Genomic DNA, 13196 nt, shown 5'->3' on the forward strand with positions numbered 1-13196 from the left:
TTTCTATAAACCCTATAAAGGTGGTTACTCATCTCAACATACCCCTTGAGAGAGAGTATATTTAGAGCGATTTACACATCGAATGCAAAGCGAAAAAGATGCTAATCCTCACGATTGATTACTAGAGAATCGTTCTACCCATAACACTAACATCAATCTAGGATATCACTGAGTAAGAACTTCTATCTGATACAACTTATCGATAAATTAAAACTTACGCAGTTAGATTCACTCTAAAGCCTAAATCTACTTTTGATAGATAGCTTTATGCTTTAAGGTTCACATCTTAAAAATCATATTTAAATAAAATTTGTATTTGTATTTGAATTTGAATTTTATTTACTAAAAGCTTCATAAAAAAGCTTTATAAATCAATCCATATCGTCTCTGCAGAGGGACAATTAACTATACAATTTATATTATCTAAAAGATAAAATATGCATTCGATAAAGGGAGAAATAGAGATGAAACGTCGTGATTTTATGAAAAAGGCCGGTGCGGCAGCAGCAATCTCAGGGTTAGCAGCAACTTCTGTAGCTAAAGCGGAAACTTTCCCAAAAGTTAAGTGGCGTATTGCCGCCGGTTTTCCTAAAAATCTCAACATCCTCTTTGCCGCTTCAACCATGCTATCTGAAAAGTTAGCAAAATTAACAAATGGTCAATTTGAAATTCAAGTTTTTGCTCCTGGTGAGCTCGTCCCCGCTAACCAAGTCTTTGATGCTGTATCTCAGGGTACCGTTGAGGTAGGACATACCGCTTCTTACTACTATCATGGAAAAAATACCGCGCTCTCTATCGATACGGTTCTACCTTTTGGGATGAGTGCAAGGATGCAAAATGCATGGTTTTATGCCGGCGGAGGGTTGGAAATCCTACGCAAAGTTTTTGCACAATACAATATCATTAACTTTCCTGGTGGTAATACAACGGCGCAGATGGGTGGTTGGTTTAGAAAAGAGGTTAACACCTTAGAAGATCTAAAAGGACTTAAGTTCCGTATTCCTGGCTTCGGAGGAGAAATTCTTTCTAGATTAGGCGTTATCCCACAAACAATCCCGGCAAGCGATGTATACTCTTCCTTAGAAAAAGGTACGATTGATGCAGCTGAGTTTGTCGGCCCTTATGACGATGAGAAGCTAGGACTTCAAGCGGTGGCACCCTACTACTATACCCCCGGATTCTGGGAAGGCGCTGCTACTGTCTCCTTCTATGTCAATGATGCTAAATGGAATGAGCTACCCCAACTCTATAAAGATCTCTTTGAGACCGTTTGTGCCGAGATCAACCAGTGGATGATTGCAAAATATGATGCAGAAAATCCTCCTGCTTTAGCAACATTAACTAAAAATGGTGCAAAACTTCGCTCCTTCTCTAAAGAAATTTTAGAAGCCTCTTATGAGGTAGCTCAAGAAATCTATAAAGAGGAGTCTGCTAAAAATCCTGACTTCAAAATGGTCTATGATCACTGGAAGGCATTCCTCAACCAAGAATACCAATGGTTTAGAATCAATGAGAATATATTTCAAAGCTTTATGACAACTCAGTTGCGTAAACAAAATAGGTAAGATGTAAGCTGAATTTAAAATGGAGTTCAGGTATAATCTGCATAGAAAAATTTATTAGCAGGATATAGTGATTATAAAATGGCAACATATACAACAAATCAATTCAAAAGTGGACTAAAGATTATGCTTGATGGGGATCCATGCTCAATCATCGAAAATGAGATGGTTAAGCCTGGTAAAGGTCAAGCATTTAACCGCGTCAAAATCAGAAACCTCAAAACAGGTCGTGTTATCGAAAAGACCTTCCGTTCAGGAGAATCTGTTGAAGGTGCGGATGTCATGGATGTTGAACTCCAGTACTTGTATAACGATGGGGAATTTTGGCATTTCATGAATCCAGAAACATTTGATCAGGTCGCTGCAAATGAGAGTGCGGTAGAGGATGCAAAAAAATGGTTAATGGAGCAAGATACTTGCACTGTTACACTCTACAATGGCGCTCCACTTACGGTGACTCCGCCTAACTTCATTGAAATGAAGATTGTTGATACAGATCCTGGTCTAAAGGGTGATACTGCGGGAACAGGTGGTAAACCTGCGACGCTTGAGTCAGGTGCTGTTGTTCGTGTACCACTCTTTGTACAAATCGGTGAAGTGATCAAGGTTGACACACGCACAGGCGAGTATGTGTCTCGTGTAAACAAGTAAAAGTAATTTTTTAATGGAGACGAAGAACATGAGTTCGGAGAATGTTAATCATAAAAGGAGACGAGTCCTGAGCTATGCAACGGTAGCAGTTGCGGCTTTTGGAGCAGGATTTCTCGGGGTTCCTTTTGTTAAGTCTTGGATGCCAAGTCAACGAGCAAAAAGTGCGGGAGCACCTGTTGAGGTTGATCTATCTAAGCTTTCCCCTGGCGAGTTACTCCGTGTTGAGTGGCAAGGGAAACCGGTTTGGGTACTAAATCGTACTGAAGCAATGTTAGAACGTTTACTAACTTCCCCACCGGATGCATTAGTTGACCCTGATTCAAAAAGCGATCAACAGCCTCCATATGCTCAAAATGAGTACCGTTCAATTAAACCTGAATATCTCGTACTCGTAGGTATTTGTACTCATTTAGGTTGTTCGCCAACCTTTAGACCTGAAGTTGCACCTGCAGACTTAGGTCCATCTTGGCGTGGTGGCTTCTTCTGTGCTTGTCATGGCTCACGTTTTGACCTTGCAGGACGTGTATTTAAGAATCTACCTGCTCCAATTAACTTACTTGTTCCTGATCACTACTACAAAAATGAAAACTCAATTATTGTGGGTGTTAGCGGGGAGGGGGCTTAATGACAACTCAATCTAAATCGAAATTGGCTCGTTTAGGCGACTGGATCGACTATCGATTGCCATATAAGCGTGCTTTAAGTACTCATGTCACTGAGTATTACGCACCAAAAAACTTTAACTGGCTCTATGTATTTGGTGTTTTAGCGGGCGTTATGCTTGTGAACCAAATCTTAACGGGGATCTGGTTAGTCATGTACTACAAACCCGATGGAGCGCTTGGCCCTACGGGTATTCCTATTGCTTATGCATCATTAGAGACTGCCGTCATGCGGGATGCGAACTGGACATGGCTCATACGCTATATGCATGCCGTTGGCGCATCGATGTTCTTTATCGTTGTCTACATGCATATGTTCCGCGGTCTTATCTATGGTTCACACCGTAAACCTCGTGAACTGGTATGGATCTTCGGAATGTTGATCTACCTTGTTCTGATGGCTGAAGCCTTTATGGGATACGTACTCCCTTATGGCCAAATGTCATTCTGGGGTGCTCAAGTTATCATCTCGCTCTTTGGCGCTATTCCCTATATTGGTGATACTTTAGTAACAGGAATTCGTGGCGACTTCGTTATCTCTGAAGCGACATTAAGCCGTTTCTTTGCACTTCATGTGATTGCCCTACCACTTGTCTTAGTTGGCCTTGTTGTTGCACACATCTTAGCGTTGCACCAAGTTGGCTCTAATAACCCCGATGGTATTGAGATTAAAGATCACCTTGATGAAAATGGAAAGCCATTAGATGGTATCCCATTCCATCCTTACTACACAGTTCATGATACTTTTGCAGTAGGAATTTTCTTGATCTTCTTTGCATTGATCATCTTTTACGCTCCTGATATGTTTGGTCTCTTCTTAGAAGCACCTAACTTTGAACCTGCTAATCCATTAGCAACACCTGCACATATTGCACCTGTTTGGTACTTCACACCTTACTATACAATTTTACGTGCTGTTCCATCATGGTTTGGTACGCAAATTTGGGGTGTTTTAGCTATGGGAGCTTCAATTGCAGTTCTCTTCATCTTACCTTGGTTAGATAGAAGCCCTGTACGTTCTATTCGCTATAAAGGTGCTTTCATCAAAATTATGATTGCTCTCTTTGTTGTCTGCTTTATTATCTTAGGATATTTAGGAGTAGTTCCTGCGAATGATACTCGTACACTAGTTGCACGTATCTGTACTATCTTCTACTTTGTCTTCTTCCTTGGCATGCCATGGTGGTCTAGATGGGGTAAAGTTAAACCAGTTCCAACAAGGGTGACAATGAAATGAGAAAAATCATAACTCTATTTACTAGCTGCCTCTTCTTTATGGCAGCGAGTGCAAACGCACAAACTTCTGAGGATTTAACAGCTAAAGCATTAGATCAGCTTGGTGACCCACAAATTAATGTGACGAACTACGAATCTCTTCAATCAGGCGCTAGACTCTATATGGACTACTGCCTTGCCTGTCACTCATTAGAGTTTCAACGCTACAATATTACAGCTCGTGATATTGGATTACAGGAAGAAGATATTCAAAAGTTAATCAATACTGGTAGCTATGATCCTCGCGAAGCTGAATTTATAGCAACAAAAGATGGGGATCTCATCTATACAGCAATGGATCGTGGAGATGCTCAAATCTGGTTAGGTGTTGCACCGCCAGACCTCTCGACTATTGCTCGAGCGAAAGGTCCTGACTACATCTTTAAATATCTACTTTCATTCTATGAAGATGAGAGCCGTCCTACAGGAATGAATAACATTGCATTCCCTAATGCGGGTATGCCTCATGTTTTAGCTGAACTGCAAGGGACTAATCGTCCTATAGTGGAAAAGGTAGCTATTGGTGAATGTGACCTATCACAGCCTGATGAGTGCCAATATGAGGAAGTTGTTGTAGGGCTTGAGAAGGTAACTGATGGTGCAATGACAGAGTTAGAGTTCCGTAAATCTGTTAATGACCTCACTAACTTCCTTACATACGTTGCCGAGCCTGCACAGCTTGAACGTAAGAAATATGGTCCTTGGGTTCTAGGATTCTTAGTGATCTTCACAATACTTGCGTATGCTTTAAATCGTGAATATTGGAAAGATGTTAAATAAGTATTTAATGAACCCCACTCATAATTGGAAACTATAATAAACCTGTAAGGAGCAATTAAAATCTAATTGCTCCTTACTTGCGATTAAGGAGAGCATAATTATGTCAACAAGACGCACAGGATTTACCCTTTTTACGGAAAAAAACTCTTTAGATGGTGATCGAGTCAAAGTCGTCCTGCTCGAAAAAAACATCACCTGTGAGACAGTAATTGTCGACCCAACTAATCCCCCAGGTGACCTTTTAGAAGTTAATCCTCAAGTTATTCTACCTACACTTATTACTCGTGAAATCGCTATTTATCATACAGATACTATCTTAGAATTTTTAGATGAGCGCTTTCCTCACCCCCCACTACTCCCGAATGACCCTATATTACGGGCTAAGTTTCGTCTAACTATTAAAACAATTGTTAACGATTGGTATCCTCTCGTTGAGAAACTTATTGGGCGTAAAACAGCAGATAATAGAACTAATAAAGCGATCGCTGATCTTCTTGTGGCCTATTCGCCACTATTTAGTGAGACAACCTACTTCCAAAATGAAGACTTCTCATTAATCGATGCCACAATTGCTCCTTTCTTATGGTGGGTTAAATATTTGGATATTCCACTTCCAAAAAAGGCTCAGCCAGTCTTAGATTATTATGATCGTTTATTAGAAAAAGAGAGCGTTAAAGCTGCTTTTGATAAAAAAGAGAAAACTATTTAAGGACTTTTTATGATGACCTCAAATAAGCCCTACTTTATTCGAGCCCTCTATGACTGGATACTCGATAATAATTGCACACCCTACATTGTAGTAGACGCAACCCTTCCCTATGTCGATGTACCAGAAAAATTTATCACCGATGGTAATATTATTCTTAATGTTCTTCCATCAGCTATAAGTAATCTTATTTTAGGCGATGAGTGGATCTCTTTTTCCGCTCGTTTTTCTGGGATCGTTCATGAAATTAACTTTCCTGTAGGGGCTGTTGCAGCAATCTATGCTCAAGAAAATGGTGAGGGAATGGGCTTTCAAACAGAGGCTCTCCCTGATGATTATTTTGTAGATATGATGAAAATCACAACGCCCTCCTTCTCCAAAAAGAAGGGGCCTCAACTAGATATTATTGAGCCAGATAAAGGGCAACTGCCAACCTCTCATAAAGAGAGTTCTAAAGATGAGGAACAATCTGATAAAGAGAGCTTACAAAATAGAGATAAGGGTAAAGATAGTAACAAAAATAAAAAACCGACTCTAACAATTATCAAATAGATCAATAGATTAAAATTACAAAGATCAGGGCATTGAGTAGCATTTAAACCCTACAATAATAACTAAAACCATCCTCGTAGCATTATACCTCCTATTAAGCTACGAGGATTTTTTTATTCTCTATTATATTCTCTATTATCATAATTTATCGATATTTAATGCAAAGCTGATTTTAGAAGCTTACTATGGGGCTTCCCTACATCATATTAACAACGCCTAGGTCCTCTACTCTATTTCTGAAAATATGAAAAAATATGAAAAAAGAAAAATATGAAGATATTGAAAATATTGAAGATATCAAGGATGTCATCCTAATACATGGTTTATACCAGAATACACTTATTATGAGAGTATTGGGGTATCGTCTTGAAAAACTTGGATATCAAATACATTACTTTAAATATCCAACACTCATAACGAGCTTTGAAAAAAATGTCGATTCCTTTTATCACTATTTAGAGAGATTTTCCTTCCCTTTTGCCATTATCGGACATAGTTTAGGCTCTTTAATCATCTTAAAGAGTCTAGAAAAATCAATACATCAACAACTAAAGAGAGTCATCGCGATTACCCCTCCATTTCATGGATCCCGAATTGTCCAATATCTGACAGATCATAATGCATCTTTTCTAATCGGAAAATCTCAAAATACTCTACTACCAAACTATAATCGATATTGGAAATTTCCCATTCCTTTAGGAATTATCGCAGGAACCCATAATCAAGGGCCAACTTCTCTACTACTAGAGTCAATCACCGATACTATTGATAAAGATTCACTAGTTGGTGATGGTACAGTCTATCTCGATGAGACAAAGTTAGAAGGATATAGCGACTTTATTACCCTTAACCGTTCTCATTCAATGATTCTTTTTGATCCAAAAACTGCCTCATTATGTGATCACTTCATAAAAAACATCTGCTTTAAATAATAAGATGATCAAACTATAGAAATAGGATAATAATCAAGAAGAATGAATTGAAACCACCGCTACATCAATCGTTCCATCAGTCACTTCTATCTCTAACTGATCGCAGATCTCGACATCAGTAATACTTTTGACTAACTGGCCCTCTTTTGTGGTCATAGAATATCCGCGTAAAAGCGTGTTGAGAGGGCTCAATAGTGTTAACTTCTCTACCGTATTGACAAACGCCTGCTCTCTTTCTTGATATTTTTTTCTAAGCGCTCTCTCCATCCCATCACTCATCATCTGAAGTCGATCTTGATGACGCTCTATCTGATCATTTAAAGAGATTCTCTTTAATCGATCATTGATAACTGAATAACGCGCCTGAAGTTGCTCTAATCGATAATGAATCGCTCTTCCTAAACCTGCTTTTAGACGAATCAATTGCTCTCTATTTTGACTTAAGCGCGATTTAGGATCTTTAAGATAGAGTCGATAGGAGAGATGATCGATCTCTTTTTCGAGCGTACGTAACTTATCCCGCATCATTTTCATTAGACGGGATTCAACCTCTGAAAGATATTGATAGAGCTCATCTCGAGATTGTGATGAATATTTTGCTGCCATAGATGGCGTTGGAGCTCGTAGATCGGCGACGAAATCGGCTATTGTAATATCTGTCTCATGCCCTACTCCTGTGATAATAGGTATCTTAGAAGCAAAGATTGCACGAGCAACTACTTCTTCATTAAAGCACCATAAATCCTCTATACTACCCCCTCCACGGATAAGAAGTAGAAGATCACATATATTCTCTCGATTCGCACGCTCAATTGCATTAGCGATATCATGCTCAGCCCCTCTTCCTTGTACATTAGTTGCATACAGCTTAAGAGGAATATCGGGTCTATGGGATGAGAAAACCTGTAAGACATCTTGTAACGCAGCGGCGCTTCGTGAGGTGATAATACCTATCTTACGCGGATGCTTAGGGATAAGCTGCTTATGATGCGTATCAAATAACCCCTCTTCTGCAAGGCGATTTTTAAGTGCTAAAAATTGTAGATAAAGATCACCAACCCCAGCCTCTTCAACACGAGAGACTATTAACTGATACTCTCCTCGAGGCGCATAGACGGAGACTTTTCCAGTTAACTTTATTTTCTGGCCATTTGTAATCAATGAACGATAACGCTCTGCTTGAGAACGCCAGATGACAGACTTAAGCATCCCACCTTCATCTTTAAGATTAAAGTAGATATGTCCAGAACCAGGATAAGCCGCATTAGAGACCTCTCCTTCAACCTGACAATAGAAAAATGCACCTTCAAGAAGATCACGAATCGCAAAGTTGAGCGCCGTAACTGAATAGACAGCATCAGATAAGTCACGTTTTTCTCGATTCTCTAGAGGATATTCCCCCCTTTCTGTGCTGAAAAGATCATGCCGACTCATAATCCTCCTCGCTTTGCCTCATTCCAATAGCGGTCTAAATCTTCGAGCGTTACTGATTCTAGTGGCGCTGTGGCGCTCTTCTCAATATAATTAAATCGACGTCTAAATTTTAGATTAGTCAATTGCAATGCTTCTTCAGGATCAATCTCTAAAAAGCGTGCTAAATTGACCAATGAGAAGAAGAGATCCCCCAACTCACTCTTCATCGCTTCTCGATCCCCGCTCTCCATTGCCTCAAAAAACTCTAAACGCTCCTCTTCAACTTTCTCAATAACAGGATCAATCTCATTCCAGTCAAAACCTACTGTCGCAGCTTTTTTCTGTAATAATTCTGCCTGTCTTAAAGGAGAGAGAGCTCTGGGGATTCCCGAGAGTAATGATGGATTGACCTCTACTCCCCTCTCTACTCGCTCTTCTGCTTTGATACGAGCCCAATCAGCCTTCTGTTCAGCGATTGAATGGTACTGCTTTCCGGCAAAAACATGGGGATGTCTACGTATTATCTTCTCATTGAGACGCGCCATCACATCACTAAAATCGAAAGCTTCTCGCTCCTTTGCAATTTCACAATGGAGAAGGATCTGTAGCAATAGATCCGCGAGCTCCTCTTCTAATGCAGCTTCTCTAATCTGCTTTTGATCATTAATACAAGGCTCTTCTATTTTATCATTAATATTCTCTTGCCGAGCTATCTGATCCGCTTCGGTTAATTCAACAATAGCATCAATCACTTCAGCGGCTTCTTCTTTTAAATAGGGAATCAGAGAAAGATGCGTCTGCGCACGATCCCAAGGACAACCATCCTCAGCTCGCAATCGAGCCATCGTCTCTAATAAGTGATCTAATCTCTCTCTATGAGCCATGATGCTTTCCTACTCCCTATTCTTATTGATTAGCTTAATGCCACTAATTTACAACTAATGATTACAACTAATGATGGGGCTTATGATACCCGTTATATTGTTATTTTTAAATAAAACTAAAGACCGAATAGCATCCTAATAATCTCATCAAAGTATCTTTCAAAGTGAGTGATGAGACTAGATGCCAAAATTTGACTTTTAGAAAGTAATTGACCTAAAAATAGATACCCACAGATACTGTGGATAACCTTGTGTATAACTCGATGATAAGGAGCATAAAGGGCATTAAAATGGCTCATCTATTAAAATGATCAATAATTAGACACCTCTCTAAAGCTAGTAATATCAATCGATTTCACAAATCATAAACTCACAAAAGTCAAATAGCGACATAACCCTCTAATTATCGAGCTTTTGAAAAGATGTTAATAAGTCAAGCTAATTTTAGATCTTTTTTTCTGTTTTTTTTCACAATGAGAGACGCGTTAAAAAGTGATGCAATCTTTGAACAACTTCCTATTTTCTTCATCAAATTTTTCTCTCTTTTTAGGTGAGAAAACCCAAATCAATGATCACTAATTTAATTCTTCGCGCCAAACGCCCCCTATTGCTATAATCTCTCCCATTAATCAATGGAGTCTTATAAAAAACTATTTTAATCGCTCCATTCAATTATTCTATTCAACTTTCATTTACAAAAGAGAGCATTAAATTAATTATGAGTTATACCATTATCATCCCCGCACGATTAAAGTCGACTCGCCTTCCTAATAAAATGTTGCGCGACCTTGCCGGCAGGCCTCTTATAGAGTGGACCTGGGAGGCAGCATTGAAGAGCGATGCGAAGCGCATTATCGTTGCGACGGATAGTGATGCAATCTATCATCATTTAAAAGCTTTAGGCGCAGAAGTCATTATGACAAAAGATTCCCATGAATCTGGAACTGATCGTCTCAGCGAAGTCTCTCAAAAATTAGAATTCCCCGATGATGAGATCATTGTTAATTGGCAAGGGGATGAACCTTTTCTACCCACTAATTTAATCGATCTTGTAGCAACAGCCCTCAAAGAAAACCCTTCTGTTGCAATGAGTACATTGGCAACCCCGATCCATCAATGGGAAGAAGTTCATAATCCTAATGCCGTAAAAGTTGTTCTCAATGAGGCTGATGAAGCACTCTACTTCTCAAGAGCTGCGATTCCTTACCAGAGAGATGCAATGCCGGTAACAGGCGTAATTGAAGACTCCCCCTATCTGCGTCATATAGGTCTATATGCTTATCGTGCAAGTTTTCTCAATGCCTATCCCCATTTAATCCCCTCCCATCTTGAGTCTTTAGAGAAATTAGAGCAGCTCAGAGCCCTGGCGAACAATTATAAAATTGCTGTCGCAATCACTACAGAAGCACCCCCTGCCGGTATCGATACTGAAGCTGATCTAATCACAGCAGAATCTTGGATTCACTCTTTAAGCACCCTCAAATAAGCACCTCGACTAAATCATAGACTAAACTCACGGTCGGCTTAATACTTAAAAATTTAGGAGATTATCCATGTTTCTCAACAACCTCTCATTTCAACGCTTCTCATCTGCTCTATTTCGTAAAATTACACGTATCAAAACAGCATGGTTTAAAAACCTTTTCATCTCCCAATTTGCGAAAATCTACAAGATCGCTTGGCAAGATTATGAGCGTCAAAGTCCAGAACAGTTTATTAACTTCAATGATTTTTTTACCCGTGAGTTAAAAGAGGGAGCTCGCCCCATAAGCGACGCAGCGCTCATCTCCCCTGCTGATGGGAAAATTGCAGCAAGTGGAGCATTAGATAAGACTCAATTTATCCATGCCAAAGGTCACAACTTCACCTTAGAGTCATTAATTGCTGATCCACAATTAGCAGACACTTTTAAAGATGGTTCTTTTGCAACAATCTATCTTTCACCAAGGGATTACCATCGTATCCATATGCCAGTGGATGGAACCCTTCTACGGACCATTCATATCCCGGGGAAACTCTATAGTGTCTCCTTAAAGACTGCTGAAAAAATCCCCGCTCTTTTTGCGGAGAATGAGCGTCACGTCTCACTCTTTGAGACCCCCTATGGCAAGATGATCGTTATCTTAGTCGGTGCCATTAATGTCTCTAGTATTGAAACTGTCTGGTCAGGAACCGTTACACCACCCTATGGCAAATTACTACAATATAGTGATTATCAAAAAGAGGGGATCTCCTTGAAAAAAGGGGAGGAGATGGGTCGCTTCAATATGGGATCAACAGCAATCGTTATTGCAGAGAAAGGGAATTTAATGCTCGATCCTCTCATCAAAGAGTATCAGCCCATTAAACTTGGTGAACCGCTCTTTCATCTTCAAGAGGAGAGCTTCTAGCACTTCTCCGCTCTTTCCCCTTTCTTTTATAAATCTTAACAGGTATAATGCTTTGCTTGATTTTGAGTCTTTTAATGAGATGGTGCTTTCTAAGCTTTTTAGTTACTGAAAAAGTTTAAAAAAAATAGTGCCAATCAAAACTACAAGACTCTAGGTCTCCTTGTCTTTTAAGTTGTGTTTAGAAGACTTTAAATATTTTTTAAATCCATAAGGAGCATGAATAATGCGTCATTACGAAGTAGTATTTCTGGTTCATCCAGACCAAAGTGAACAAGTTCCTGCAATGATCGATCGCTACAAAGCAATCGTGACTGATAATGGTGGCGTAGTCCATCGTTTAGAAGATTGGGGCCGTCGCCAATTAGCATATCCTATTCAAAAAATTCATAAAGCACACTACGTTCTTATGAACATTGAATGTGATAAAGCCTCTTTAGAAGAGCTACAAAGCGCATTCCGTTTTAACGATGCGGTTATCCGTGATCTTATCATCAACAAAGAAGAAGCGGAAACTGAACCATCTGTTGTTGCAGCAAAACCTGAGCGTCATCATGACAATCGTGAAGTTGAAGCTGAAAGCAACGATGATGCTGACAACGCAGATAGCGAAGAAGCATAAGCATCGGATCTCTTTTAAAATATAGACAAAAGGTAATAAAATTATGTCACGTTATGTTCGTCGTAGAAAATATTGTCGTTTTACCGCTGAAGGCGTTAAAGAAATCGACTATAAAGATGTTAATCTCTTAAAAAATTATGTTACAGAGACAGGTAAAATCGTACCTAGCCGTGTAACGGGTACAAGCGCACGCTATCAGCGTCAGCTCGCAACTGCAATTAAACGTGCTCGCTACATTGCATTGCTCCCATACACTGATCAACACTAATTTGTCCAAAGGGAGATAATCAATGAAAGTTATTCTTTTAGAAAAAATTGAAAATTTAGGTTCTCTTGGCGACATGGTCGATGTTAAGCCAGGATTTGCACGTAACTACCTTCTTCCACAAGGTCTTGCGACTGAAGCGACTGAAGCTAACGTTGCTCGCTTTGAAGAGCGTCGTGCAGAACTCGAGCAGAAACAAGCTGAAGTATTAGCGGAAGCAACTGCACGTGGTGAAAAACTTGCTGGTTTAGTGATGACTATCGCTGCAAACGCAGGTTCAGAAGGTCGTCTATTCGGTTCAGTAACAGCTCAAGATATCGCAACTCTTATTACAGATGCAGGTGTACCTGTTGAGCGTAAAGAAGTTCGTATCCATGATGGTGCAATCCGTTCACTCGGCGAGCACACAGTTACACTTCACCTCCACGCTGATGTGAATGTTGAAATCACTGTTAACGTAACAGCTGAATAATCGATTAGGTTTTAAAGCTACATATTAGTAGCT

General features: G+C 39.7%; 14 protein-coding genes and 1 pseudogene. 13 read left to right on the forward strand and 2 right to left on the reverse strand.

Annotated features, from left to right (window positions below):
* The first annotated feature begins 464 nt into the window (after positions 1-464).
* From AC0SAP_RS09405 to AC0SAP_RS09440, 8 genes and pseudogenes are all read left to right on the forward strand, one after another.
* Positions 465-1565 (forward strand): TRAP transporter substrate-binding protein, encoded by a 1101-nt coding sequence (locus AC0SAP_RS09405; protein ID WP_094568474.1) that lies wholly within the window; start codon positions 465-467, stop codon positions 1563-1565.
* Positions 1566-1643: 78 nt separating this feature from the next.
* Positions 1644-2213 (forward strand): elongation factor P, encoded by a 570-nt coding sequence (gene efp / locus AC0SAP_RS09410; protein ID WP_094568475.1) that lies wholly within the window; start codon positions 1644-1646, stop codon positions 2211-2213.
* Between the two features lie 28 nt (positions 2214-2241).
* Positions 2242-2838, forward strand: coding sequence for a ubiquinol-cytochrome c reductase iron-sulfur subunit (gene petA, locus AC0SAP_RS09415; RefSeq protein WP_109202118.1), 597 nt, complete (start codon positions 2242-2244; stop codon positions 2836-2838).
* Positions 2838-4106 (forward strand): annotated as a pseudogene (locus tag AC0SAP_RS09420) (cytochrome b); the annotation flags it as partial. The gene petA and the pseudogene AC0SAP_RS09420, both read left to right, overlap by 1 nt.
* Before the next feature lie 2 nt (positions 4107-4108).
* A complete protein-coding gene (locus AC0SAP_RS09425; RefSeq protein ID WP_109202120.1) occupies positions 4109-4930 on the forward strand; it encodes a cytochrome c1 in 822 nt (273 codons plus the stop codon).
* A 100-nt stretch (positions 4931-5030) separates the two neighbouring features.
* Positions 5031-5639, forward strand: coding sequence for a glutathione S-transferase N-terminal domain-containing protein (locus AC0SAP_RS09430; RefSeq protein ID WP_286481762.1), 609 nt, complete (start codon positions 5031-5033; stop codon positions 5637-5639).
* Positions 5640-5648: 9 nt separating this feature from the next.
* Positions 5649-6188, forward strand: coding sequence for a ClpXP protease specificity-enhancing factor (locus AC0SAP_RS09435; RefSeq protein WP_473383976.1), 540 nt, complete (start codon positions 5649-5651; stop codon positions 6186-6188).
* 254 nt (positions 6189-6442) lie between these two features.
* Positions 6443-7120 carry an esterase/lipase family protein gene (locus AC0SAP_RS09440; RefSeq protein ID WP_473383977.1) on the forward strand — a complete coding sequence of 226 codons (678 nt, stop codon included), beginning with the start codon at positions 6443-6445 and terminating at the stop codon, positions 7118-7120.
* A 33-nt stretch (positions 7121-7153) separates the two neighbouring features.
* On the opposite strand, the gene xseA is transcribed toward AC0SAP_RS09440, so the two are convergent.
* Together xseA and mazG are read right to left on the reverse strand one after the other, a co-directional pair.
* Positions 7154-8554 carry an exodeoxyribonuclease VII large subunit gene (gene xseA / locus AC0SAP_RS09445; RefSeq protein ID WP_473383978.1) on the reverse strand — a complete coding sequence of 467 codons (1401 nt, stop codon included), beginning with the start codon at positions 8552-8554 and terminating at the stop codon, positions 7154-7156.
* Entirely contained in the window at positions 8551-9417 is an 867-nt protein-coding gene (gene mazG, locus AC0SAP_RS09450; RefSeq protein WP_473383979.1) for a nucleoside triphosphate pyrophosphohydrolase, read from the reverse strand. The genes xseA and mazG overlap by 4 nt, the downstream gene beginning before the upstream one ends.
* A gap of 718 nt (positions 9418-10135) precedes the next feature.
* Here mazG and kdsB point away from each other — a divergent pair.
* The 5 genes from kdsB (at position 10136) to rplI (ending at position 13163) form a co-directional block, all read left to right on the forward strand.
* Positions 10136-10903: a 3-deoxy-manno-octulosonate cytidylyltransferase gene (gene kdsB / locus AC0SAP_RS09455; RefSeq protein WP_473383980.1), complete on the forward strand. Its 768-nt coding sequence runs from the start codon at positions 10136-10138 to the stop codon at positions 10901-10903.
* Positions 10904-10970: 67 nt separating this feature from the next.
* Positions 10971-11807, forward strand: coding sequence for an archaetidylserine decarboxylase (gene asd, locus AC0SAP_RS09460; protein ID WP_473383981.1), 837 nt, complete (start codon positions 10971-10973; stop codon positions 11805-11807).
* 223 nt (positions 11808-12030) lie between these two features.
* Positions 12031-12426, forward strand: a complete 396-nt coding sequence (rpsF, locus tag AC0SAP_RS09465) for a 30S ribosomal protein S6 (RefSeq protein ID WP_094568486.1) — start codon at positions 12031-12033, stop codon at positions 12424-12426.
* 43 nt (positions 12427-12469) lie between these two features.
* A complete protein-coding gene (gene rpsR / locus AC0SAP_RS09470) occupies positions 12470-12694 on the forward strand; it encodes a 30S ribosomal protein S18 (RefSeq protein WP_109202128.1) in 225 nt (74 codons plus the stop codon).
* 22 nt (positions 12695-12716) lie between these two features.
* Positions 12717-13163 carry a 50S ribosomal protein L9 gene (gene rplI, locus AC0SAP_RS09475; protein ID WP_094568488.1) on the forward strand — a complete coding sequence of 149 codons (447 nt, stop codon included), beginning with the start codon at positions 12717-12719 and terminating at the stop codon, positions 13161-13163.
* The last annotated feature ends 33 nt before the right edge of the window (positions 13164-13196 follow it).

Source organism: Ignatzschineria sp. PL_is040, assembly GCF_055813795.1.

Coding starts and splice junctions, on each gene's coding strand:
- AC0SAP_RS09405 (WP_094568474.1), top strand. CDS start 465: ATGAAACGTCGTGATTTTATGAAAAAGGCCGGTGCGGCAGCAGCAATC.
- efp (WP_094568475.1), top strand. CDS start 1,644: ATGGCAACATATACAACAAATCAATTCAAAAGTGGACTAAAGATTATG.
- petA (WP_109202118.1), top strand. CDS start 2,242: ATGAGTTCGGAGAATGTTAATCATAAAAGGAGACGAGTCCTGAGCTAT.
- AC0SAP_RS09425 (WP_109202120.1), top strand. CDS start 4,109: ATGAGAAAAATCATAACTCTATTTACTAGCTGCCTCTTCTTTATGGCA.
- AC0SAP_RS09430 (WP_286481762.1), top strand. CDS start 5,031: ATGTCAACAAGACGCACAGGATTTACCCTTTTTACGGAAAAAAACTCT.
- AC0SAP_RS09435 (WP_473383976.1), top strand. CDS start 5,649: ATGATGACCTCAAATAAGCCCTACTTTATTCGAGCCCTCTATGACTGG.
- AC0SAP_RS09440 (WP_473383977.1), top strand. CDS start 6,443: ATGAAAAAAGAAAAATATGAAGATATTGAAAATATTGAAGATATCAAG.
- xseA (WP_473383978.1), bottom strand. CDS start 8,554: ATGAGTCGGCATGATCTTTTCAGCACAGAAAGGGGGGAATATCCTCTA.
- mazG (WP_473383979.1), bottom strand. CDS start 9,417: ATGGCTCATAGAGAGAGATTAGATCACTTATTAGAGACGATGGCTCGA.
- kdsB (WP_473383980.1), top strand. CDS start 10,136: ATGAGTTATACCATTATCATCCCCGCACGATTAAAGTCGACTCGCCTT.
- asd (WP_473383981.1), top strand. CDS start 10,971: ATGTTTCTCAACAACCTCTCATTTCAACGCTTCTCATCTGCTCTATTT.
- rpsF (WP_094568486.1), top strand. CDS start 12,031: ATGCGTCATTACGAAGTAGTATTTCTGGTTCATCCAGACCAAAGTGAA.
- rpsR (WP_109202128.1), top strand. CDS start 12,470: ATGTCACGTTATGTTCGTCGTAGAAAATATTGTCGTTTTACCGCTGAA.
- rplI (WP_094568488.1), top strand. CDS start 12,717: ATGAAAGTTATTCTTTTAGAAAAAATTGAAAATTTAGGTTCTCTTGGC.